17 protein-coding genes are annotated in these 22,622 nt (G+C 70.0%); 9 read left to right on the top strand and 8 right to left on the bottom strand.

Annotation, left to right across the window (positions count from 1 at the left end):
* The first annotated feature begins 13 nt into the window (after positions 1–13).
* Entirely contained in the window at positions 14–1,267 is a 1,254-nt protein-coding gene (tyrS, locus tag ACWPXE_RS11370; RefSeq protein ID WP_454017966.1) for a tyrosine--tRNA ligase, read from the top strand.
* Positions 1,268–1,487: 220 nt separating this feature from the next.
* Here the strand turns inward: tyrS and ACWPXE_RS11365 are convergent, their stop codons facing one another.
* Positions 1,488–5,120, bottom strand: coding sequence for a YhdP family protein (locus tag ACWPXE_RS11365; protein ID WP_454017965.1), 3,633 nt, complete (start codon positions 5,118–5,120; stop codon positions 1,488–1,490).
* A 117-nt stretch (positions 5,121–5,237) separates the two neighbouring features.
* On the opposite strand from ACWPXE_RS11365, the gene ACWPXE_RS11360 reads away from it, so the two are divergent.
* Positions 5,238–8,234 carry a bifunctional [glutamine synthetase] adenylyltransferase/[glutamine synthetase]-adenylyl-L-tyrosine phosphorylase gene (locus ACWPXE_RS11360; RefSeq protein ID WP_454017964.1) on the top strand — a complete coding sequence of 999 codons (2,997 nt, stop codon included), beginning with the start codon at positions 5,238–5,240 and terminating at the stop codon, positions 8,232–8,234.
* The gene (gene bcp / locus ACWPXE_RS11355) at positions 8,231–8,734 is read left to right on the top strand and encodes a thioredoxin-dependent thiol peroxidase (protein WP_454017963.1); all 504 of its coding nucleotides are present in this window, start codon (positions 8,231–8,233) and stop codon (positions 8,732–8,734) included. Before ACWPXE_RS11360 ends, bcp begins: the two co-directional genes overlap by 4 nt.
* Positions 8,735–8,817: 83 nt before the next feature.
* On the opposite strand, the gene parA is transcribed toward bcp, so the two are convergent.
* Positions 8,818–9,465 (bottom strand): ParA family partition ATPase, encoded by a 648-nt coding sequence (parA, locus tag ACWPXE_RS11350; RefSeq protein ID WP_454017962.1) that lies wholly within the window; start codon positions 9,463–9,465, stop codon positions 8,818–8,820.
* 111 nt (positions 9,466–9,576) lie between these two features.
* Between parA and ACWPXE_RS11345 the strand changes: the two genes are divergently transcribed.
* From ACWPXE_RS11345 to ACWPXE_RS11335, 3 genes are all read left to right on the top strand, one after another.
* Positions 9,577–10,548: an L-threonylcarbamoyladenylate synthase gene (locus ACWPXE_RS11345; protein WP_454017961.1), complete on the top strand. Its 972-nt coding sequence runs from the start codon at positions 9,577–9,579 to the stop codon at positions 10,546–10,548.
* 190 nt (positions 10,549–10,738) lie between these two features.
* Complete coding sequence (locus ACWPXE_RS11340; RefSeq protein WP_454017960.1) at positions 10,739–12,190, top strand: FAD-binding oxidoreductase; 1,452 nt, start codon at positions 10,739–10,741, stop codon at positions 12,188–12,190.
* Between the two features lie 100 nt (positions 12,191–12,290).
* Complete coding sequence (locus tag ACWPXE_RS11335) at positions 12,291–12,956, top strand: hypothetical protein (RefSeq protein WP_454017959.1); 666 nt, start codon at positions 12,291–12,293, stop codon at positions 12,954–12,956.
* A gap of 16 nt (positions 12,957–12,972) precedes the next feature.
* Here ACWPXE_RS11335 and ACWPXE_RS11330 read toward each other — a convergent pair whose 3' ends face one another.
* Positions 12,973–14,019, bottom strand: coding sequence for a hypothetical protein (locus ACWPXE_RS11330; protein ID WP_454017958.1), 1,047 nt, complete (start codon positions 14,017–14,019; stop codon positions 12,973–12,975).
* A gap of 254 nt (positions 14,020–14,273) precedes the next feature.
* On the opposite strand from ACWPXE_RS11330, the gene ACWPXE_RS11325 reads away from it, so the two are divergent.
* The 3 genes from ACWPXE_RS11325 (at position 14,274) to ACWPXE_RS11315 (ending at position 17,248) form a co-directional block, all read left to right on the top strand.
* Complete coding sequence (locus tag ACWPXE_RS11325) at positions 14,274–16,073, top strand: acyl-CoA dehydrogenase (protein ID WP_454017957.1); 1,800 nt, start codon at positions 14,274–14,276, stop codon at positions 16,071–16,073.
* Positions 16,074–16,208: 135 nt separating this feature from the next.
* Complete coding sequence (locus ACWPXE_RS11320; protein ID WP_454017956.1) at positions 16,209–16,886, top strand: hypothetical protein; 678 nt, start codon at positions 16,209–16,211, stop codon at positions 16,884–16,886.
* Between the two features lie 86 nt (positions 16,887–16,972).
* A complete protein-coding gene (locus ACWPXE_RS11315; RefSeq protein WP_454017955.1) occupies positions 16,973–17,248 on the top strand; it encodes a hypothetical protein in 276 nt (91 codons plus the stop codon).
* An 18-nt stretch (positions 17,249–17,266) separates the two neighbouring features.
* Here ACWPXE_RS11315 and pcsA read toward each other — a convergent pair whose 3' ends face one another.
* The 5 genes from pcsA to ykgO form a co-directional block, all read right to left on the bottom strand.
* A complete protein-coding gene (gene pcsA / locus ACWPXE_RS11310) occupies positions 17,267–18,004 on the bottom strand; it encodes a phosphatidylcholine synthase (RefSeq protein WP_454017954.1) in 738 nt (245 codons plus the stop codon).
* Between the two features lie 81 nt (positions 18,005–18,085).
* Positions 18,086–19,432, bottom strand: a complete 1,347-nt coding sequence (glcF, locus tag ACWPXE_RS11305) for a glycolate oxidase subunit GlcF (RefSeq protein ID WP_454017953.1) — start codon at positions 19,430–19,432, stop codon at positions 18,086–18,088.
* 7 nt (positions 19,433–19,439) lie between these two features.
* Positions 19,440–20,693, bottom strand: a complete 1,254-nt coding sequence (glcE, locus tag ACWPXE_RS11300; protein ID WP_454017952.1) for a glycolate oxidase subunit GlcE — start codon at positions 20,691–20,693, stop codon at positions 19,440–19,442.
* Positions 20,694–20,703: 10 nt separating this feature from the next.
* The gene (locus ACWPXE_RS11295; RefSeq protein WP_454017951.1) at positions 20,704–22,191 is read right to left on the bottom strand and encodes an FAD-linked oxidase C-terminal domain-containing protein; all 1,488 of its coding nucleotides are present in this window, start codon (positions 22,189–22,191) and stop codon (positions 20,704–20,706) included.
* Between the two features lie 207 nt (positions 22,192–22,398).
* Positions 22,399–22,524 (bottom strand): type B 50S ribosomal protein L36, encoded by a 126-nt coding sequence (ykgO, locus tag ACWPXE_RS11290; protein ID WP_012973122.1) that lies wholly within the window; start codon positions 22,522–22,524, stop codon positions 22,399–22,401.
* Positions 22,525–22,622 lie beyond the last annotated feature (98 nt).

The following is a 22,622-nucleotide window of genomic DNA, read 5'->3' as shown; positions in this document are numbered from 1 at the left end:
CCGGATCGCGGCCATGACGACGCTGACATCGGATTTCCTCCGCACGCTGCAGGAACGCGGCTTCATCCACCAGTGCACCGACCTCGCCGGGCTCGACGAGCGCGCGGCGAAGGGGCCGATCATCGCCTACATCGGCTTCGACTGCACAGCGGACAGCCTGCATGTGGGCAGCCTGCTGCCGATCATGATGCTGCGCTGGCTGCAGAAGACCGGCCACAAGCCGATCGTCCTGATGGGCGGCGGGACGACCAAGATCGGCGATCCCTCCGGCAAGGACGAGGCGCGCCAGCTCCTCACCGACGAGGCCATCAACGCCAACATGGCGGGCATCAAGCGCATCTTCGGACGCTACCTGTCCTTTGGCGACGGTCCGACCGACGCGGTGATGGTCAACAACGCGGACTGGCTGGACGAGCTGAAATACATCCCGCTGCTGCGCGACATCGGCCGGCACTTCACGATCAACCGCATGATGACCTTCGAATCGGTCAAGCTGCGGCTGGATCGCGAGCAGCCGCTGACCTTCCTGGAATTCAACTACATGATTCTCCAGGCCTACGATTTCGTGGAGCTGTTCCGTCGCGAGAAATGCATGCTCCAGATGGGCGGGTCGGACCAGTGGGGCAACATCATCAACGGCGTCGAGCTGGGCCGCCGCACCGACGGGGCGGAGCTGTTCGGCCTGACCACCCCGCTGCTGACCACCGCGTCGGGCGCCAAGATGGGCAAGACCGCTGCGGGCGCGGTGTGGTTGACCGCCGACAAGCTCAGCGCCTATGATTTCTGGCAGTACTGGCGCAACACCGAAGACGCCGACGTCGGCCGCTTCCTGCGCCTCTACACCGAACTGCCGATGGACGAGGTGGCGCGGCTGGAGGCTCTCGAAGGCGCCGGCATCAACGAGGCCAAGAAGATCCTCGCCCACGAGGTGACCAGGCTCGCCCACGGCGAGGAGGCCGCCCTGGAGGCCGCCGAGACCGCCCGCCGCACCTTCGAGCAGGGCGCCGCCGCCGAGGGCCTGCCGACCATCGACGTGCCCCGCGCCGAGCTTGAGGCCGGCGTCGCGGTGGTGGACCTGTTGGTCTCCGCCGGGCTGGCCGCGTCGAAGGGCGAGGCGCGCCGCCTCATCAAGGGCGCCGGCGCGAAGATGAACGACGCCGCCATCCCCGACGAGGCCGCCAAGGCCACCGCCGCCGATCTGAACGCCGACGGCGTCATCAAGCTGAGCGCCGGCAAGAAGCGTCACGCGCTGGTCAAGGCAGTGTGAGGCAACACTGAGTCTCCCTGATGTCCCCCTCTCCCCTCCGCTCACGCGCAAACGAAGTTTGCGCTGACGCGACAGGTGGACCTTCGGTCCGCCGAAAGCGGGGAGATGGTTAGGGTGAGGGGGATGCGCGTGGCGGAACGTCCGGCACAAGCGCAACCCTCTCACCCGCCCGCTTCGCGGGCACCCTCTCCCCAGAGGGGCGAGGGATGAACAATCCCGCTTACTTCACGAAGGTTCCCGGCGAGGGCGCTTCCTTGCCGTCGCCCCCCTCGCCCAGGAAAAACAGATTGCGCAGGAAGCCCGGCGCCAGCATGGCGAGCGGGTTCACCGTCACGTCCGGGTCGGCCAGCGGACCACGGACGTGCCAGGTGGCGCTGAAGATGCCCTGCCCCTCGCCGCCGCTCAGCGCGTCGCCCAGCAGCGGAATCTGACCGATCAGGCGATTCAGCCCGTAGATGGGCACGATGGTGCCGCGCAGGTTGGCGGTGTCGGTCTCGATGTCCACCTCCCCCGACAGGGTCAGGCCGAGCGCGGAGCCGGAGGTGCGCAGGTCCTTGACGGTCAGCAGGCGCCCGTCCTTGCGGTAGTCGCTGACCGCCCGCCCGAAGCGGATGCCCTTGCCACCGCCCATCAGCTCGGCGAAGCCGGAGGGGGAAATGGAGTTCAGGATGCGGGCCAGGACCGGCGCATCGACCAGCGCGTAGTCGGTCAGCTCCATCCGGCCTTCGATGGCGGCGTCGGCCCGCGGCTCCACCGTGCGGCCGGTGATCGCCAAAACACCGCCTTGCACCCGGTCGTTGATGTCGAGCGCGCGGAAGGTCGCGCCGGCGTCGCTGGCCGAGATGGCCACGTCATAGAATCCCTGGGCGCCCGGCAGATAGCGCAGGGACACCGCCCCGTCGCGCCCCGCCTTCGCCGTCACGTCGAGCGCCGTCCAGGACAGGCGGTCGCGCCTGATCCGCCCGGCCACGTCGGACAGATGGCGGCCGTCCCCGAAGACGACGCGGTTCAGCTTCAGGTCGAAGTCGAGCGGCAGCGGTTTCTCGTCGGCCGGCCCCTGCTTCTTGCCGCCGGGCGGGTCGGCCTTGCCGGCCAGGACGCGGGCGTCCAGGCTCTGGCCCGTGATGGTCCCGGAGTAGCCGCTCTTGCCGCCGTCATGCACCGTCACGTCGGCCTTCAGGTCGGTCTGGCCGACGGACATCTGGCTGACCGCCACCTTGGTGACCGCCATGGTCTGCGGCGCGAGATCGACGACCGCCTGGGCGCGCAGCCCCCCGGCATCGACCGACAGGCCGGTGATGCGGGTCACCCGGTCCTTCTGGAACTCCAGCGCCAGCTTGCCGGTGCCCGGCACACCGGGCTTCTTCTCCCAGCCCAGCTCGTCGATGCGCAGGTGGGTCTTTTCCAGGTTAAGCCCGGCGGTCAGGCCGAAGCGGCGGCGCTGGTCCACGGTGAACAGCACATCCGCCCCAAGCGGCCCTTCCACATGCTCGGCTAGGTCGATGCCGTGGCTGCGCAGGTCCTGGGCGTCCACATCGCCCTTCACGGCGATGCGGGTGCGCGGCCCCTTGGCGGTGGAGGTGAACTGCTCCTTCCAGTCGATGGTGACAGGGATGCCGTCCAGCTTGGTGTTGCCCTTCACCGTCATGGCGTTCATATCGAGCGCCAGCGTCAGGTCGCCCTCGGTCGCGGTCAGCCCGGCGGCCACCTTCTCCACCCCGACGCCGCGCAGCTTTGCCACGACGTCCAGGTTCAACTGCTCGACCTTCAGGTCGACCAGCAGCGGGAACTGGAAGTGAAGCTGCGCGTCGGCCTGCCCCTGGGTGCGCTTGGGATCGAGGTCGAGGCGGCTGGGATAGCCCAGGGGCGGGCTGTCCAGAACGGTCAGGATGGTGCGCACCGGCCCGCGGACCGGGACACGGATGTCCATGGTCTCCTTGCCGGTGTCCAGACCGCCGATGACGATGGTGCCCTCACCGAGCTGGACGTCGTCGATGCGGCCGCCCTTGGTGTGGATGGTGAAAGTCTTGCCATCCGTGGACACCTCCGCCGCCAAGCCGGTGACCTTGGGCAGCGGGTGGAAGTAATCCACCGTCATGTCCTCGGCCTTGATGCCGGCCTGGAAATGCGTCACGTCGAATGCCGCGAGGTCGGACAGCGGCCCACTGGCCCGGACGGTCGCCGTCGCCTCCGGCACGACGCCGTGCGACAGGTTTTGGGTCACCCATTCCCGTGGGTTCTTCCCCACCCCCAGCGGCCACAGCCGGGGCAGTTCGTCCGCCGGCACCCGCTTGGCCGTCACGGCGGCTTCCACCGACAGGCGGGCGTCCGGCGTGCCGAGTTGGGCGATGGCCGCCTGCGCCGTCCCCTCCACGGTCGGCCCACCGAGATCGATGGCCAGCCGCTCCACATCCAGTTTGCCCGAGGAGCGGTCGCCGGCCACCGTCAGGGCGGCGGAGGCGATGGGCATCGGCTCCGGGAACAGGTCCGGTCGAACGACATGCCCGGCGCCGGCCTTCAACTCCGCCCGCCCGCTGCGCGGCTGCCCGTCGGGATCCAGCTCGACGCTGGCCGTGCCGGATAGGGGAAGCTGCGCCGCGGCGAGCGGTGCCAGCGCCGGGGCGAGCCCGGCCAGTGTGGCGGGCACCAGTCCGTCGAGCCGCGCGGCGACCGACGCGCCCTTGTCGGGAACCTGCGTGCCGTCGAGGTCGAGCGAGGCCCGCTTGCCATCCGACGTCAGGTCGAGCCGCAAGCTGCCGCTGCGCTGCCCGCCCCGCTCCCGCAGGTCACCCCGCCCGGCCATCACCATCCCGTCGAGCGCAAGGTCCAGCCGCTCCAGCTCCGCCCGCCGGCCCGGCACGTCCAGCCCGCCGCGCAGCCGCACCCGGTCAATGCGGTAGGGGTCGGGCCGCAGCGCGGGCAGGCTGACCTCTCCGGCACCGCCCTGCAGGTCGAAGCTGAAGCGCACCGGCTCGAACCGCGAATCCAGAGTCGCGTCGATGCGCCCGCCCAGCGGCACGGTCACCGCCGACAGCGGCGCCAGCAGCGGGCCGATCTTGGCCAGCGCCGCCGGCTGCAAGCCGTCGAAGCGGGTGGACAGCGCGGTTTCCGCGTCGGCCATGCGATGGACGCCCGATGCCTCCACCGCCGCCGTCCGCCCGTCCAGGTCGAGCAGCAGCTGCGCCCCGCCGACGATCTCGGTCCCGTCGCGGGTCAGCACGATGTCGGCGCGGTTGGCGTGCCAGGACAGGCCCAGCATGCGGTTCGTCACCGTCAGGTCGGCGCCGATGATGGACAACCGCCGCAGCAGGCCCAGCGGGCGGGCGATGTCCGGAGGCTGCATCAGGGTGGAGACGATCTCCCCCGCGAAGTCGGGGCCGTCCTCCGGCTCGTCCTTCTCCGGCTCGCCGGGAGACGGGATCGAGCGCACGTCGAAATCCAGGCTGCCATCAGCCCGGCGCACCACCTGGAGGCGCGGCCGCACGAGGTCGAGCCGGGTCGGCGACAGCTTGCCTTGGAACAGCGCGCGCACGGAAAAGCCGACGCCCAGTTCCGGCACCGCCGCAAGCTCGTCGCCCTCGGCGTTGACCGCGTGCACGTCGATGGCCCGCAGGTCCAGCCGGGTCAGCCCGTCGCTCTCCTCCTCATCCACCCAGGACAGGACGAGCTGGCCGACATCGACCCGGTAGCGGCCCTGCGGGTCGCTCAGCGCCCGCTCCACATAGGGGGTCAGCGGGTCGAGAGCGACCGGCCCCTGGGCCAGCCGCCAAGCGAACAGCCCGCCGGCCGCGCCGACGACCACCACCACGCCCGCGGTGGTCCAGGCGAGAAGCTTCGCGGTTCGCCGGATCAAGGACAGTGTCCCGGCGGCGACGCCCGCAGATTGTCACGGCGCGGATTGTCACGGTTGACCGGAAGGGCCGGACCGCGCACCCTCCTGCTCAGTTCTTGTGCAGGGATAGCCGCGACCATGACCACCACGCTGCCGAAACCCTTCGACACCGCCCTTGCCGGACGCGGCCTGGAGCGCTGGAGCGCCGAGGCGGCGAACGCCGCGGACAACACCGGTGGCGACGCCCTGCGCGCCTGGGCCGAGGCGTACGCCGATTCGACCGAGGGCCGGGCGCTGATCGACGCGGTGTGCGGCAACAGCCCGTATCTCGGCCAGATCCTGACGCGCGAGCTGCCCTTCGTCCGCGAGATGGTGACGCAGGGGTACGACGCCGCCTTCGCGACGCTGCTGCGCCGGCTGGAGGCGGACTGCGCGGAGGAGCGCAACATCGACCGGCTGATGACCGCCCTGCGCATCGCCAAGCGGCGGGCGGCGCTGCTGATCGCCATCGCCGACATCACCGGCGCGTGGGAGCTGGAGGCCGTCACCGGCGCGCTGTCCGACATCGCCGAGACGTCGGTCCGGATGGCGGCAAACCACCTGCTGCGCCGCGCCGCGGAGGCGGGCACGCTGACGCTGCCGGAACCGCAGCGGCCATGGGTCGGGTCGGGCCTGATCGTGCTTGGCATGGGCAAACTTGGTGCGCGCGAGCTCAACTATTCCAGCGATATCGACCTGATCGTCCTGTACGACGACGCCGTCGTTCAAACGCCCCAGCCGGACAACCTCGCCCGCACGTTCATTCGTATCGCGCGCGATCTTGTCCGCATTATGGATGAACGGACCAAGGACGGCTACGTCTTCCGTACAGATCTGCGGCTGCGCCCCGATCCCGGGGCCACGCCGCTCGCGGTGTCCGTCTCGGCGGCCGAAATTTATTACGGCAGCGTCGGGCAGAACTGGGAGCGCGCGGCCATGATCAAGGCCCGCCCCATCGCCGGCGATCCGGAAGCGGGGGCGCATTTCCTGCGTTTCCTCGAACCGTTCGTGTGGCGGCGCCACCTCGACTTCGCGGCCATCCAGGACATCCATTCCATCAAGCGTCAGATCAACGCCCACAAGGGCCATCGTGAAGTGACGGTGAACGGCCACGACATCAAGGTCGGCCGTGGCGGAATCCGCGAGATCGAGTTCTTCGCCCAGACCCAGCAGCTCATTTTCGGCGGGCGCGACATCCGCGTGCGCATCGCCCCCACCCTGCTGGCGAACAAGGCGCTGTGCGCGGTCGGCCGCGTGCCGGAGGCGGCGGTGGAGGAACTGGAGGAGGCCTACCGCTTCCTGCGCCGGGTCGAGCACCGCATCCAGATGACCGACGACCGCCAGACCCACCAGATCCCGGCGGACGACGAGGGCGTGGCGCATCTGGCGACCTTCCTCGGCTACGAGCGGGTGGAGGATTTCCGCACCGACCTGCTGGCCCAACTCGGCCGGGTGGAGGACCGCTACGCCGAGCTGTTCGAGGAGGCGCCGTCGCTGTCCGGCCCCGGCAACCTCGTCTTCACCGGCACCGACGACGACCCCGGCACGGTGAAAACGCTGGCCGGCATGGGCTACCGCGACCCCAGCCGGGTCATCGCCGTGGTCTCCACCTGGCACCGGGGGCGCTACCGCTCCACCCGCTCGGGCCGCGCGCGGGAGCTGCTGACCGAGCTGGTGCCGGCCATGCTGAACGAGCTGGCCAAGACCCCCGCCCCGGACGACGCGCTGGTCAAGTTCGACAGCTTCCTGGAGCGGCTGCCGGCGGGGGTCGGGCTGTTCTCGCTGTTCATCGCCAACCCCTGGCTGCTCGCCCTGGTCGCGGAGATCATGGGCACGGCGCCGCAACTGGCCGAGACGCTGTCGCGCAACCCATCGCTGCTCGACGCCGTGCTGTCGCCCGACTTCTTCGACCCGCTGCCCGACGCGGCGGGGCTGACGCCGGAGTACCAGCGCTTCATCGCCGGGGCGCACAACTTCGAGGACGTGCTGACCCTGTCGCGACGCTGGACCAACGACCAGCGCTTCCGCGCCGGGGCGCACATCCTCCGCGGCATCACCGACGGCGACCGCTGCGGCCCCTTCCTCGCCGATCTGGCCGACGTGGTGGTGCCGGAGCTGGCCGCCCGCGTCGAGGAGGAGTTCGCCGCCCGCCACGGCCGCATCCCCGGCGGCGCCTGGGTGGTGGTGGCGATGGGCAAGCTGGGCAGCCGGCAGCTCACCATCACCTCCGACATCGACCTGATCGTGGTCTACGAGGTGCCGCCGGGAACCCGCCAGTCGGACGGGACCAAGCCGCTGGCGCCCAACGAGTATTACATCAAGCTGACGCAGCGCCTGACCAACGCCATCACCGCCCCGATGGCCGACGGGCGGCTGTACGAGGTGGACATGCGGCTGCGCCCGTCGGGCAACGCCGGGCCGCTCGCCACCGCGCTGGACGCCTTCACCGCCTATCAGGCCAAGGAGGCCTGGACGTGGGAGCACATGGCCCTGACCCGCGCCCGCGTCATCGGCGGCGATCCGGCGCTGGGCCGCAAGGTCGAGTCGGCGATCCGCGGCGTGCTGACCGGCCCGCGCGATCCGGCCAAGGTGCTGCGGGACGTCGCTGACATGCGCCGCCGCATCGACAAGGAGTTCGGCACCACCAACCCGTGGAACGTCAAATACGCCCGCGGTGGCCTCATCGACATCGAGTTCACGGCCCAATATCTCCAGCTCCGCCACGGGCACGCGCATCCGGACATCCTGTCCATCGCCACCAGCCGCGCGCTGCTCAACGCCGCCGGAGCCGGTCTGCTGGCGCCAGAGGTGGCGGAGGAGCTGGTGGCGACGCTGAAGCTGTGGCGCCGGGTGCAGGGCTTCCTGCGACTGACTACCGACGGCGTGCTCGATCCGCGGCAGGTGTCGCCCACCCTGCGGGAGGGACTCTCACGCGCTGCCTTCCCAGAAGAGGAGCCGGCGGTTGACTTCGCCGCGCTCGACAGCAGAATCCGGGACATCGCCGCCCGCGCCCATCGCCATTTCGTGGCGCTGGTCGAGGAGCCGGCGTCAAGGCTGCCTCCCCCAGAGACCAACGAAGAAGCCAAACTCCCATGAGCGAAGCCAACAACGCCAGCGAAGCCACCAACGCCGCCCCGATCGAGGTCGGCACCCCGGCCCCGGACTTCACCATGCCGACCGACGGCGGCGGCAGCGTCACGCTGTCCGCCCTGCGGGGCAAGCCGGTGATCCTGTACTTCTATCCGAAGGACGACACCTCCGGCTGCACGTCGGAGGCTTGCGGCTTCCGCGACCAGCTTCCGGACTTCAGCGGGCTCGACGCCGTCATCATCGGCGTGTCCAAGGACAGCGTGGCCAGCCACGACAAGTTCAAGGCGAAGTACGAGCTGCCCTTCACGCTGGCCTCCGACAAGGAGACGGGCGTCGCCGAAGCCTACGGCGTGTGGGTCGAGAAGAGCATGTACGGCCGCAAATACATGGGTCTGGAGCGCGCGACCTTCCTGATCGACAAGGACGGCATCGTCCGCAACGTCTGGCGCAAGGTGAAGGTCACCGGCCATGTGGCGGCGGTGCTGAAGGCGTTGCAGGCGCTGTAATGGTGTCCCCTCTCCCCTCAGGGAGAGGATTAGGGTGAGGGGGTTGCGCGTGTCGGCACACTCGGCACGAGTGCCGTTCCCCCTCACGCCGCCCGGCGCAGGATCTCCTCGGCCAGCGCCTGCATCTCCGCCGCCGCCTGGGTCTTGCGCGCCGCCTCGGTCACCGACAGGCCGGACAGCAGGGTCCCGGCGTAGGCGGTGCGGTTGCCGATCTGCGACTCCGCGATGTCCACGGCCGGCGGGTTCACCAGCTCACGCACCCGCGCGATCAGCTCGTCGGCGATGCGGGCGCGCGGCGGCACGCGGTTCAGCACCAGCAGCAGCCGGCGCTTCTCCTGCGCGGCGAGGTCCAGGGTGGGCTGCACCGCCCACAGGTCCATCGGGCTGGGCTGCACCGGGGCGATGACGAGGCTGGCGGCGCGCACGGCGATGCGCGCCTCCGTCTGGGCATGGGGCGGGCTGTCGATCAGCACGATGTCGTGGTCGCGGGCCAGCTTCTCCACCTCGGTCTGGGTGCGCCAGCCGGTGATCTGGACATGGGTGAAGCCGGGTTCCCCGCCCGTGGCCTCCGCCCGCACCGCGTGCCAGCGGGTCAGGCTGCCCTGCGGGTCGATGTCCACCGTGGCGACCGACCGCCCAAGCTGCATCCAGGCAATGGCGAGGTGAGCCACCAGAGTGGTCTTTCCGGCCCCGCCCTTCTGCTGAGCCACGGTGAAGACCTTGCCCGTCATGCCCACACCCATCATTTGGTTGTTTATCGCGCACACCCGTCATAAGGCTTGGACAGAGCCGGCGCAACCGCGCGAATTGACTTCATCCTCCCACGCTTTACAAATCGCCCCGTGACCGACAAGCATCCCGACATCATCCCCGCCACGCCCGCCGGCCTCGCCCGCGCCGGCGAGGCTTTGCGCAGCGGCGAGCTGGTCGCCTTCCCGACCGAGACCGTCTACGGCCTCGGCGGCGACGCCACCGACGACCGGGCCGTGGCCGCGATCTTCGCCGCCAAGGGCCGCCCGCAGTTCAACCCGCTGATCGCCCATGTGCCGGACCTGGAGGCGGCCGAGGCCATCGCCGTGCTCGACGAGCGCGCGGTGGAGCTGGCCCACCAGTTCTGGCCCGGCCCGCTGACCCTGGTCCTGCCCCGCCGGGCCGAGGCCGGGCTGTCGCTGCTGGTGTCCGCCGGACTGGACAGCGTGGCGGTGCGCGTGCCCGCCCACCCGGTGGCGCAGGCCCTGCTGAAGGCCGCCGGCAAGCCGATCGCCGCGCCCAGCGCCAACCGCTCCGGCGCGGTCAGTCCGACCGCCCCCCACCACGTCATCGAGAGCCTGGGCGACCGGGTGAGCATGGTGGTGGCCGGCGGCAAGTGCCAGGTCGGAGTGGAGTCCACCGTCCTCGACCTGACCGGCGAGACGCCCGTGCTGCTGCGCCCCGGCGCCGTGCTGCGCGAGGAAATCGAGCGGTTGATCGGCCCCATCCAGCTTTCCGCCGGCAACCCGGACGCCCCGAAGTCGCCCGGCCAGCTGGAAAGCCACTACGCCCCCAACGTCCCGGTGCGGCTGAACGCCACAAGCGCCGAGGAGGACGAGGCGTTCCTGACCTTCGGCCCCGACCGCTTCATCCGCGGCGGCAAGGCCCGCCTGAACCTGAGCCTCCAGGGCGACCTGAACGAGGCGGCGGCGAACCTGTTCGCCCATCTCCGCGCGCTCGACCAGGAGGGGGCCCGCGCCATCGCGGTGATGCCGATCCCGGATGAGGGGCTGGGTGTCGCCATCAACGACCGGCTGCGGCGGGCCGCCGCCCCGCGGGGGTGATGGATCGGGCGTAGTGGAAAAACGGACGGCGAGGCGATAAGAGTCTCGCAACGAGCCCTCACCCTCCCGCTTCGCGGGTCCCTCCCTCCCTCGCTGTCGCAGGGGAGGGACAGAAAGCCCCCTCCCCTGCGACAGCGGGGGGGGGTCGGGAGGGGGGCGAGGCGCCCTCCAGCCCCCGGACCCTCCGCCCATGGCCGCCGCCAGCCCTGCCGCCAGCCCTGACGCCGCCAGCCTCGCCGCCGCCCTCGACCGGATCCGCGCCATCGTCGGCCCGAACGGCCTTCTCACCGCGCCGGAGGACATGGCCCCCTACCTGTCGGAATGGCGCGGGCGCTTCAAAGGCAACAGCCCGGCGGTGGTCCGCCCGGCCAGCACCGAGGAGGTTGCGGCGGTGGTGACGATCTGCGCGGAGGCCGGCATCCCGGTCGTCCCGCAGGGTGGCAACACCAGCCTCGTCGGCGGCTCCATCCCCTACGAGGAAGGGCGCGAAATTGTCATCAGCCTGTCGCGGATGAACAAAATCCGCGGCATCGACACGCTGAACTACACCATGACGGTGGAGGCCGGCGTCGTGCTGAAGACCGCGCAGGAGGCCGCGAAGGACAAGGACCGCCTGCTGCCGATGAGCCTGGGGGCGGAGGGCACCTGCCAGATCGGCGGCCTGATCTCCACCAACGCCGGCGGCATCAACGTGCTGCGCTACGGCAACATGCGCGATCTCGTGCTTGGTCTTGAGGTCGTGCTGGCCGACGGTCGCGTCTGGAACGGCCTGCGGTCCTTGCGCAAGAACAACACCGGTTACGACCTGAAGCACCTGTTCATCGGGGCGGAGGGCACGCTGGGCATCGTCACCGCCGCGGTGCTGAAGCTCTACCCGCGCCCGCGCCAGGCGGAGACGGCCTTCATCGCCGTGCCCAGCCCCGCCGCCGCCATCGAACTGCTGGCCCGCCTGCGCGAGGCGTCGGGCGACGCTGTCGCCGCCTTCGAGTTGATGTCGCGCCGCTGCCTGGAATTCGCGCTCAAGCACGTCGCCGGCACCATCGACCCGCTGTCGGAGCCGTCGCCCTGGTACGTGCTGACCGAGCTGACCGCCGGCACCCAGTCCGACGCCTTCCGCGAGACGGTCGAGGCGGCGCTGGGCGAGGCCTTTGAGGCGGAGCTTGCCACCGACGCCACCATCGCCCAGTCGGAAACCCAGGCCAACCAGCTCTGGTTCATCCGCGAGGCCATCGTCGAGGCGCAGAAGTTCGAGGGCGGCTCGATCAAGAACGACGTGTCGGTCCCGGTGTCGCGCGTCGCCGAGTTCATCGAGCGCGCCGAGGCCGCCGTGGCCGCGGCCTGCCCCGGCATCCGCCCGACCCCCTTCGGCCATGTCGGGGACGGCAACATCCACTTCAACCTCAGCCAGCCGGAGGGCGCCGACACCGCCGCCTATCTCGCCCGCTGGGACGAGATCTGCCACGTCGTGAACGAGGTCATCTTCGACTTGGACGGTTCCATCTCCGCCGAGCACGGTGTGGGCCGCTTCAAGAAGGACGAGATGCCGGTCATCAAGAGCCCGGTCGAGTTCGACATGCTGCGCGCCATGAAGGCGGCGCTCGACCCCAAGGGCCTGCTGAACCCCGGCAAGATGCTGCCGTAAGGGCCTCACCCGAAAGAGGGCCCCTGCCCGCCCCGTGCGACCTTTCGCGGTTCCGACCTGTTCTTAGGAGTCGGTCGGTAACCGCGGAACGGAGGCGGCGATGCTGCTGGCGATGTCGGCGTGGATGCGCCTGATGCTGGGCGAGGCCGAGACGGCGCCGGTGCCCGGCACGTCCGTGGCCGGAGCCCTGCCTCCGGAGCGGGAGCGCGTCCGGCAGGCGGTGCATGAAGCTGTGACCGCCCACCCGCTGCATCGCGATCTGGTGCACACCCACCGGCTGGGCGGATGCCAGTATTACGCTTTCGCCGGGGCGATGCTGCTGGAGGCTCTGGGCCACGGCCGGGCCGAGGTCGCGCTGGGCCGCGTGGCCTTCCGCAAGTCCGAAGCCCATGGCCGGGGGCGCTGGCTCGGCTACCCGGCGACGCCCGCCGACGTCCGCCCGCCCGATCCGGCGCAGCAGCGGCAGCAAACGGAGTCCTTCCCCTTCCACGCCTGGATTCACCTGAGCGGCCCGGGCGGACGGCGGACCCTCATCGACTTCGACCTGACCAACGTGCTGCGGGAGGTGCGGTGGCGCGAGCCGCGCCATGCGGCGGGCCTGAGCCGTCGGCCCCCCGCCTTCTGGGGAAGCGCCGCGGCGGCGCACCGGGCGGGCCTGCGGTTCGAGCCGCACCGCCGGCTGACCGCCGACGCACTGCTGCCCGGCGACCGCCGGGTCTTCGCGGCCATAGCGGCGGAAGCCCGCAATCGCCTCAGGGGCGTGTAGCCCGGCGGTCAGCCGCTCACGCCGCCTTGCTCACCTCCGCTCCAGCCGCAGTCCCGGCTGACGTCCCCGCCACCGTCCCCTGCCCGACCACCTTGGACAGGCCCAGCCCGAGGCCCAGCCCCGTGTGCTCGTTCTGATCCGTACGGACCGGCTGGTCGCGCATGCGGCGGTTGTCCTTGTCCTCGCCGTCCGGACGGCGGCCGCGGGCGGGCCTGCCGGAGATGCTGTCCACCTCGTCCGGCGTCTCCAGGGCGTTCAGCGCCAGCACATGGTAGATCGACAGCGGCGTGCCATTCAGCGCTTTCTGCGGCATGCTGGGCACCTGGGTGGTAAAGCCGTCCGGCATGTCCTGGCGGCGCACCCGGTCGATGGCGGTCTGGGCCGGCGCGAAGTCGGCGTTGGGCGATTCCGCGAACTTCGTCGCGAAGCGGTCGTAAATGTCCTTCAGCGACTTGGCCCGGCCGGTGTCCTTGTCGAAGAACACCGCCTTGTTGGACGAGGCGGCGTCGGGGAACAGCTCCTTGGCGGCGCGGTTGGGGTTGTCCTGCATGGCGTTCAGGAACTTCGAGGCCCCGCCCGCCCCCAGGAAATGCGCCATGTAGAGTTCGGTGGAGCCGACCTTCCCTTTGATCGTGTCCTCCAGATACTCCTTGTTGTCGCGGGTGTATTCCGCGGCCATCAGGGCCGAGGCGTTAGGGTCCTTGCGCAGGTCCAGGATCTCGCGCTTCAGGTCGGGATCGGTGACGTAGGGGCGCCCGTCGCCACGCGTCTGGATCGCGTTGGCGTATTTGGCGTAGCCGTGGTCCGCCCCATGGTCGCGCATCGTCGCCAGCCATGTGCTGTCGATGAACTGGTAGAGCCCGGTCGCCGACGAGGAGGAGGACTTCACGTCCGTCCGGTACCCGCTCTCCACGGCAGCTTTTTCCATGAGGTAGGAAAAATCGACCCCGGTCTTGGCGCTGGCGTTGCGGACCGCCGCCTCGACAGTCTCCGGCCCGCGGGTGGTCTTCGCGGCCTGGACGGCGGATTCGGCCTGACGGGCAAGGGTGGCGGCGATGGTCATGGGAGGAACCCCTGTGAGCGGTGCTGCCCTACTCCTGCAACCGTGATGCCAAGTCTGGCGCCCTCTCCTGCGTCGCAGCCGCGCTGTTCGCACCGCAACCCAGATGCCAATATTCATGCCCGACGGCGAGGCTCGCCATGCACCATTCGGTACGGTATGGTGACGCGCACGTAAACCGCCCAAGACGCGTTCACGGACCATCGGGCACGCGCAATCGGGCACGCACAATCGGGTCACGGGAGGCCGCTCCATCCATGATTCCCTACACCGCTCCGGTCGATGACCTCCGCTTTGTCCTGAACGAGGTGGTCGGCCTCGAAACGGTCGCCGCGCTGCCGAACTGCGATTCGGCGGCCCCCGATCTGGTCGACGCCGTGCTGGAGGAAGCCGGCAAGTTCGCCTCCGGCGTTCTCGCCCCACTGAACCGGGTCGGCGACAAGGAAGGCTCGGTGCTGGAGAACGGCGTGGTCCGCACGCCGACCGGCTGGAAGGACGCCTACAGCCAGTTCACCGAGAGCGGCTGGAACAGCCTGCCTTTCGAGCCGGAGTATGGCGGGCAGGGCCTGCCCTGGACCGTCGCCTTCGCGGTGAACGAGATGTGGCAGGCGGCCAACCTGTCCTTCGGCCTGTGCCCCCTGCTGACCCAGGGCGCCGTCGATCTGCTGACCGAGCACGCCAGCGCGGAGCAGAAGGCGCTCTACCTGCCGAAGATGATCGCCGGCGAGTGGAACGGCACGATGAACCTGACGGAGCCGCAGGCCGGCTCCGACCTCGCCGCCGTGCGCACCCGCGCGGTGCGGGCGGAGGACGGGACCTACCGCATCACCGGCCAGAAGATCTTCATCACCTACGGCGAGCATGACCTGACGGACAACATCGTCCATCTGGTGCTGGCCCGCCTGCCCGACGCGCCTCCGGGCATCAAGGGCATCAGCCTGTTCATCGTGCCGAAGTTCCTGCCCAACGCGGACGGCACGCCGGGCGCGCGCAACGACCTGCGCTGCGCCAGCCTGGAGCACAAGCTGGGCATCATGGCCAGTCCCACCGCCGTGATGGCCTTCGGCGACGACGGCGGCGCCATCGGCTTCCTGGTCGGCCAGGAGAATCGCGGCATCGAATACATGTTCACCATGATGAACAACGCCCGCCTCGGCGTCGGCATCCAGGGCGTAGCGATCGCCGAGCGCGCCTACCAGCAGGCCCGCGACTACGCCAAGGGCCGCGTGCAGAGCAAGGATCTGGCCGACCCGAAGGGCTCCGGCGTCGCCATCATCCGCCACCCGGACGTGCGCCGGATGCTGCTGGACATGCGCGCCAAGACGGAGGCCGCCCGCGCGCTGGCGCTCTACGCCGGCACCCAGCTCGACGTCTCCCGCCACCACGAGGACGCCGCGGTGCGCGCCGCCGCAACCGCCCGCGTGGACATCCTGACCCCCATCGTGAAGGCGTGGAGCACCGACATCGGCTGCGACGTCGCCTCGACCGGCGTGCAGATCCACGGCGGCATGGGCTTCATCGAGGAGACCGGCGCCGCCCAGCATTACCGCGACGCCCGCATCACCCCGATCTACGAGGGCACCAACGGCATCCACGCCAACGACCTGACCTTCCGCAAGACCGGCCGCGACGGCGGCGAGTCGGCCCGGACCTTCATTGCCGAGATGCGGGCCACGGTGGCGGAGCTGGAGAGCATCCCCGGCGACGACATGGAGGCGATCCGCACCAACCTGTCCGCCGGTCTGGACGCGCTGGAGCAGGCGGTGGCCTGGGTGGTGAAGACCCAGGCCGACGGCGACCTGCGCGCCGCCGCGGCGGGGGCCGTGAACTATCTGAAGCTGTGGGGCACGGTGGCCGGCGGCTGGATGCTCGCCCGCTCCGCCGCAAAGGCGCTGGAGGGGCTGCGCCAGCCCGGCGCCAACGCGCCCTTCCTGGAGGCGAAGCTGGTCACCGCGCGCTTCTACGCCGAGCAGATCCTGGCCCAGGGGCCGGGCCTGCTGCTGCCGATCCTGACCGCCCATCGCACGGTCATGGCGCTGAGCGAGGATCAGTTCTAAGCAAGCACACGCCCCATCGCTGTGGCGTTTTAGTCACAGCCAGCTGAAACGCGGCCGGCGCCCCACGCCGGCCGCAACCTTTGCGGTTGGTCCGCGTTCCCCGTTCGATCGAGACGTCTCAAGGGGAAACGCCGCATGCGCACCGCCGCCCTTCTCGCCCTCGCCCTCGCTGTTGCCGGAGCCTCCGCCGCCACCGCCCAGACCATGGATGGTCGGGTTAACTCCCCCTTCCATGTCGGCGCGCAGGCCAGCACGCTGGGTCTGGGGCTGGAGGCCGGCTACCGGGTGAATCCGATGTTCGGGCTGCGGCTGGGCGGCAACATGTTCACATTCAGCACCGACCGCAGCATCTCCGGCGTCGATTACGACCTGGACGTGAAGCTGCGTAGCTTCGGCGCGGTGCTGGATGTCTATCCGGTCGCCGGCACCGGCTTCCGCATCAGCGGCGGCGCGCGGATCAACTACAACAAGGCCGACCTGACGGGCACCCTGTCCGGCCCGCGCAGCTTCGGCGGGGTGGTGGTCACGCCGCAGCAGGCCGGGCAGCTCGACGGCGAGGCCAAGTTCGACCGCTTCGCCCCCTATGCCGGCATCGGCTACAACGGCACGGTGTTCAGCCCAAACTTCAGCGTCGGCGTGGATCTCGGCGTGCTGTTCCAGGGCAAGCCGCGGGTCAGCCTGAGCGCGCCGGGCGTGGCGACCACGCCGGCCATCGCCGCCGTGCTGGAGGACCAGCGCCGCGAGGTCGAGGATTCGATCCGCGCCGCGCGCTTCTGGCCGGTGGTCGCCATCACCGCCGCCTACCGCTTTTGAGGAAGGCTCCCCTTTTGATGGAGGACGGGCACCAAACGCCCCCGTGAACCGTTACGCCTCCATGGATCAATTGTGGAGGCTATTCCATGGCTCGTCGTAACGGGATTCGCACCGCCGTCCTTGCCCTTCCGCTCCTGGCCCTGCCTTTGCTGGCCGCCTGCGACGACCAGCAGTCGGCGGAGAAGACCGGCCAGGAGATCGGGCGCGCGGTGGACCAGACCGCGGAGCGCGTGGGCGAGGCCGCCAAGGGCATCGGCTCCGAGGCCGGCCGCATGATGCAGGACGCCGGCGCGGCCATTCAGCAGAAGGCCCGCGACGCCAAGGACGACATCAACCGGGAGACCGCCCCCGAGAAACCCTGAGCGAAGCCCAGGGGCGCCTTACGCCTCAGCCGGCCCGCGCAGCGTCCGCCACGCGCAGATCGCGGCGTAATAGGCGCTGCTGGCCAGCCAGACGTACCAGACGGCGTCGGGACGGTCCGGATACAGGACCACCAACGCCGCGCTGGAGGCCAGCCACGCGCCGCTGACCAGAAGATTCAGGCGCATCCAGCGGCGTACCCGGAAGGGATGCAGGAACTTGACCGTCGTGAAGGTCAGCAGGCCGAGAACCAGCACCACCGAGGTGTTGATCCACGGGTCAAGCGCCAGAATCCACAAATAGAGCGCGACCACGTTCCAGATCGCCGGAAAGCCGACGAAGTAGTTGTCGCCGCTCTTCATCCCGGTGTTCGAGAAGCAGTAGAGCGACGTCATCATGATGAAGGCGGCCAGCGCGACGCCCAGCCCGTCCGGCAGCAGGCCGAAGCGGTACATGAAGACCGCCGGAACGACGACGTAGGTCAGATAATCGATCACGAGGTCCAGCGCCGACCCGTCGATGCCCGGCAGCACCTCCTTCACCGAGGCGCGGCGGGCCAGCGTGCCGTCCACCCCGTCGACGACCAGAGCCAGCCCCAGCCAGCCGAGGCACGCCTTGGCCTCGCCGTTGACCGCGGCGAGGAGCGCCAGCAACCCCAGCACCACGCCGCTGCCCGTGAAGGCATGCACCCCCCAGGCCGACAGACGCCGCCCGATCCCGTACCCGCTGTCGCTCTCGTCCTTGAACCCGCTGTCCACTGAGCGCCTCATCGTCCCGTTGGCGCCAACCTAGCCATACGGCGCGAAAAGTCCAAGCGGGTCGGTGGTCCCTCTTCCAGCCTACTCCGCAGCGTGCACCGCAGCACCCCGCGCCTGGGCAGGACCGGCGAAGGCCGGGCTGTCCCTCAGCGCGTCGGGCTTCGGGCCGCCGGTCGCCCAGTCCAGCAACTCGACCGTGTGGACGATGGGCAGCCCGGTCCCGGTGGCGATCTGGGTGATGCAACCGAGATTGCCGGCGGCGATGGCGGCGGCCTTCGTGCTCTCGATGTTGCGGACCTTGCGGTCGCGCAACTGAACGGCGATCTCCGGCTGGAGCATGTTGTAGGTGCCGGCGGAGCCGCAGCAGAGATGCGCTTCCGGGATCTCCTTCACCTCGAAACCAGCGCCGCGCAGCAGAGTCCGCGGCGGATCCTTGATGCGCTGGCCGTGCTGCATGGAACAGGCAGAGTGGTAGGCGATGGCCTGCCCCGTCTCGATCACCGGGGCGGTCAGACCGATCTCCGCCAGGAACTCCGTCACGTCGCGGGCGATGGCCGCCACGCGCAGCGCCTTGGGCGCGTATTCCGCGTCCTCGCGGAACTGGAAGGCGTAGTCCTTCACCGTGGTGCCGCAGCCCGAGGTGTTGACGATGATGGCGTCCAGCCCCTCCCCGTCCATCTCCGCGATCCAGGCGTCGATGGTCTTCTTCGCTGCGGCGTCGCTGAGGTCGGTCTTGCCCATGTGGTGAGTCAGGGCGCCGCAACAGTCGGCCCCCTTGGCCACCACGACCTCGACCCCCTGGCGGTTCAGCAGGCGGATGGTCGCCTCGTTGATCTGCGGAGCCAGCACCTGCTGGGCGCAGCCGACCAGCAGGGCGGCGCGCTTGCGGCGCGGCCCGACCGCCGGATGGCTGCCCGGACGGTCGCAGTGGCTCGGTCCCGGCACCGACTTCGGGGCCAGCGCCAGCAGCGCGCCCAGCCGACCCGGCAGAAGCCCGGCGAAGGGCTTGCCGAACCAGGCGGCGATCAGGGCCAGACGGAACAGCCGTGGGTTGGGCAGCACGCGGGCCAGCAGGTCACGGATGGCCCGGTCGGCGGGCGGGCGGGCGTGGGTCGCCTCGATATGGGCGCGGGCGTGATCGACCAGATGCATGTAGTTGACGCCCGATGGGCAGGTCGTCATGCAGGACAGACAGGAGAGGCAGCGGTCGACGTGCTTCACCTGATGCTCGGTGGGTGGCCCGCCCTTCTCCAGCATGTCCTTGATCTGGTAGATGCGGCCGCGCGGGCTGTCCAGCTCGTCACCCAGCAGGACATAGGTCGGGCAGGTCGCCGTGCAGAAGCCGCAATGGACGCACTTGCGCAGGATCGCTTCCGAGTCCCGGTAGTCGGCGTTGGCGAGCTGGGTGAGCGTGAAGTTGGTCTGCATGGATGCCTTACACTCCCGCGTGCATGCGGCCAGGGTTCAGGATGCCGCAGGGGTCGAAGCTCTCCTTCACCCGGCGGCTCAGCGCCATCACCGGGTCGGGCAGCGGGTGGAACACCTCCGTCGTGGTCCGCACGTCCTCGGGCGCGCGCACCAGAGTCGCATGGCCGGCGGTGCCCAGCGCGCCGCGGATCGCGGAGGCGGCATCGGGCGTCGGCGCCACCGCCGCCCAGATCAGCCCGCCGCCCCAGTCGAAGTACAGTTCCGCGTCCAGCGCCCAACGGATCGACTCCGCCACGCGTGGCCCTTCAGAGGGCTGGACGGAGATTTTCCAGATGTGGCGGGAGTCGTCGCCCCCACCCCGGCCCTCCCCCACTGACGCAGGGGAGGTAGCGAGGCAAAAGAACGCCACGTCCCTGACTTCCTTCCACACCGCCCGCGACTCGTCCCGGTCCAGGACGGCGTCGGCGCCAAGCTCCTCCTTCAGTGCGGCGACGCGGGCGGTGACGGACGGGCCGAAGCCCTCCACCCGCACCAGCGTGACCGCCCCGCCCGCCCCGGCGACCGTTCTCACATGGGACCGCGCCGCCACCGCGGCCGGCAGATGGGCGGCGCCGGACACGTCGTAGGGGCTCTGCAGCGCCGCGGTCAGCGCCGCCACGGCCCCGGCGTCCTCGTGCCCGGCCAGCAGAAGCGTCCGCACGTCTTCTGGCGCCGGCAGCACCTTCACCGTCAGTTCGGTCAGGACGGTCAGCGTGCCGAAGGACCCGGCCATCAGCTTGGGCACGTCGTAGCCGGTGACGTTCTTCACCACCTTGCCGCCGCCCTTGTAGAGGTCGCCGCGCCCGTTCACCCCCTCGATGCCCAGCGTGTGGTCGCGGGCGGAGCCGGCGCAGATGCGCCGCGGCCCGGCCAACCCGCTGGCGACCACCCCACCCAGCGTCCCCTGCCCCTCCGGCCGTCCGAACAGCGGCCCGAGGTCCTGCGGCTCGAAGGCGAGCTGCTGCCGGCGCTCCGCCAGCATCGGCAGGATCTCGGCCATCGGCGTGCCGGCCCTCGCGGTCAGCACCAGTTCCTCCGCCTCGTAGGCGACGACCCCGGACAGGCCGGAGAGGTCGAGGGTGTAGGCGGTCTGGATCGGGCGCCCGAGGCCGCGCTTGGAGCCCGAACCGGCGACATCCAGGGGCGTCCCTTCCGATAAGGCCCAGCGCACCGCGTCGGCGGCCTGGGCCGCCGTGTCGGGCTTGACGGTGGTCACGGTCATGCGGATGGCCTCAGAATCGGGGAATATCGGGGAAGCGCAGTTCCCCCTTGTGGATGTGCACACGGCCCAGCTCGGCGCAGCGGTGCAGCTTGGGGAAGACCTTGCCGGGGTTCAGCAGCCCGTCGGGGTCGAAGGCGCATTTGATGCGCTGCTGCTGGTCGAGATCGACCTCGTCGAACTGGTCGGTCATCAGGTCGCGCTTCTCCACCCCCACGCCATGCTCGCCGGTCAGCACGCCGCCGACCTCGACGCACAGGCGCAGAATGTCGTTGCCGAAGGCCTCAGCCCGCTCCAGTTCGCCCGGCTTGTTGGCGTCGTAGAGGATCAGCGGATGCAGGTTGCCGTCCCCGGCATGGAAGACGTTGGCGACCCGCAGGGCGTAGCGGTCGGACATCTCCTGCATGCGGTGCAGCACCAGGGGCAGCGCCTTGCGCGGGATGGTGCCGTCCATGCAGTAGTAGTCGGGGCTGATGCGCCCCACCGCCGGGAAGGCCGCCTTGCGCCCCGCCCAGAAGGACAGCCGCTCCTCCTCCGAGGTCGAGACTCGGGAGTAGCAGCAGCCCTTGGACCGCGCGATCTCCGCCACCCGGTCGATCAGGTGGTCGACCTCCGCCGCCGGGCCGTCCAGCTCGACGATCAGCAGGGCCTCGACGTCCAGCGGGTAGCCGGCGTGGACGAAATCCTCCGCCGCGTGGATGGCCGGCTTGTCCATCATCTCCATGCCGCCGGGGATGATGCCCGCGGCGATGATGGCGGCCACGCAGTCGCCGCCCTGCTCGCTGGTCGGGAAGCCGATCAGCACGGCGCGGGCGGTGGCCGGCTTCTTCAGGATGCGCACCGTGACCTCGGTCACCACCCCCAGCAGCCCTTCGGAGCCGGTAACGACGCCCATCAGGTCGTAGCCGCCGGCGTCGAGATGCTTGCCGCCCAGCCGCAGGATGGTGCCGTCCATCAGCACCATCTCCAGCCCCAGCACGTTGTTGGTGGTCAGCCCGTATTTCAGGCAATGCACCCCGCCGGAATTCTCGGCAATGTTGCCGCCGATGGTGCAGGCGATCTGGCTGGAGGGGTCGGGCGCGTAATAGAAGGCCTCATGCGCCACCGCGTTGGAGATGCCGAGGTTGGTCACCCCAGGCTGGGTCACCACGCAGCGGTTGGCGAAATCGATGTCGAGGATGCGGTTGAACTTGCCCATCCCCAGGAGCACGCCGTCGGCCAGCGGCAGCGCGCCACCAGACAGGGAGGTGCCGGCGCCGCGCGGCACCACCTTCACCCCCATCTCCTTGCAGGTCCGGAGCACCCGGCTCACCTGCTCCGTCGTGCTGGGGAGCACCACGACCATGGGAAGCTGGCGGTAGGCGGTCAGCCCGTCGCATTCATAAGCGCGCAGTTCGCTTTCGTCGACGATCACCCCCTCGCCGGGCACGATGGCCCGCAGCGCTGCGATGATCTCGCGGCGGCGCGCGATGACGCCGTCGTCGGGCGCGGGCATCCGCATGGCCGGCCGTCCTCCCCCGTGATTCGCACCGGTTGGTTCCGGATGCATTCCGTAACCAGTGGTATCATTGCCGGCGGGAAGGACACAAGCCGGTGAGGGATCGGCCAATGGGCGAACCGATCCCCCAAAACGCAAGAGCCGCGCCCGAAAGGCGCGGCTCTTGCGAGAAACCTCTGCTCGTCGGCCGGGCGGACCCGGCCGCCGGTCTCAGCCCTGGCGGGCCTTGAAGCGCGGGTTCTGCTTGTTGATGACGTAGACGCGGCCCTTGCGGCGGATCACGCGGCAGGCCTTGTGGCGCGTCTTCATCGACTTGAGAGAGTTAACGATCTTCATAGTTCTTCATCCTGGTCGGTCGGCGGCTCGATCGAAGGCGCGCACCATAGTGCGGCGCACCCCCGCTGTCAACGGCCCCCGTCGCGGTTGCGTTTCCC

This window comes from Azospirillum sp. Marseille-Q6669 (assembly GCF_965111635.1).
Note: the sequence above shows the minus strand (reverse complement) of the source record. Positions and strands in the feature narration are given on the sequence as shown.

Excerpts from the sequence above, each read along its gene's own strand:
- tyrS (WP_454017966.1), top strand. The coding sequence starts at position 14 with ATGACGACGCTGACATCGGATTTCCTCCGCACGCTGCAGGAACGCGGC.
- ACWPXE_RS11360 (WP_454017964.1), top strand. The coding sequence starts at position 5,238 with ATGACCACCACGCTGCCGAAACCCTTCGACACCGCCCTTGCCGGACGC.
- bcp (WP_454017963.1), top strand. The coding sequence starts at position 8,231 with ATGAGCGAAGCCAACAACGCCAGCGAAGCCACCAACGCCGCCCCGATC.
- parA (WP_454017962.1), bottom strand. The coding sequence starts at position 9,465 with ATGACGGGCAAGGTCTTCACCGTGGCTCAGCAGAAGGGCGGGGCCGGA.
- ACWPXE_RS11340 (WP_454017960.1), top strand. The coding sequence starts at position 10,739 with ATGGCCGCCGCCAGCCCTGCCGCCAGCCCTGACGCCGCCAGCCTCGCC.
- ACWPXE_RS11335 (WP_454017959.1), top strand. The coding sequence starts at position 12,291 with ATGCTGCTGGCGATGTCGGCGTGGATGCGCCTGATGCTGGGCGAGGCC.
- ACWPXE_RS11330 (WP_454017958.1), bottom strand. The coding sequence starts at position 14,019 with ATGACCATCGCCGCCACCCTTGCCCGTCAGGCCGAATCCGCCGTCCAG.
- ACWPXE_RS11325 (WP_454017957.1), top strand. The coding sequence starts at position 14,274 with ATGATTCCCTACACCGCTCCGGTCGATGACCTCCGCTTTGTCCTGAAC.
- ACWPXE_RS11320 (WP_454017956.1), top strand. The coding sequence starts at position 16,209 with ATGCGCACCGCCGCCCTTCTCGCCCTCGCCCTCGCTGTTGCCGGAGCC.
- ACWPXE_RS11315 (WP_454017955.1), top strand. The coding sequence starts at position 16,973 with ATGGCTCGTCGTAACGGGATTCGCACCGCCGTCCTTGCCCTTCCGCTC.
- glcF (WP_454017953.1), bottom strand. The coding sequence starts at position 19,432 with ATGCAGACCAACTTCACGCTCACCCAGCTCGCCAACGCCGACTACCGG.
- glcE (WP_454017952.1), bottom strand. The coding sequence starts at position 20,693 with ATGACCGTGACCACCGTCAAGCCCGACACGGCGGCCCAGGCCGCCGAC.
- ACWPXE_RS11295 (WP_454017951.1), bottom strand. The coding sequence starts at position 22,191 with ATGCGGATGCCCGCGCCCGACGACGGCGTCATCGCGCGCCGCCGCGAG.
- ykgO (WP_012973122.1), bottom strand. The coding sequence starts at position 22,524 with ATGAAGATCGTTAACTCTCTCAAGTCGATGAAGACGCGCCACAAGGCC.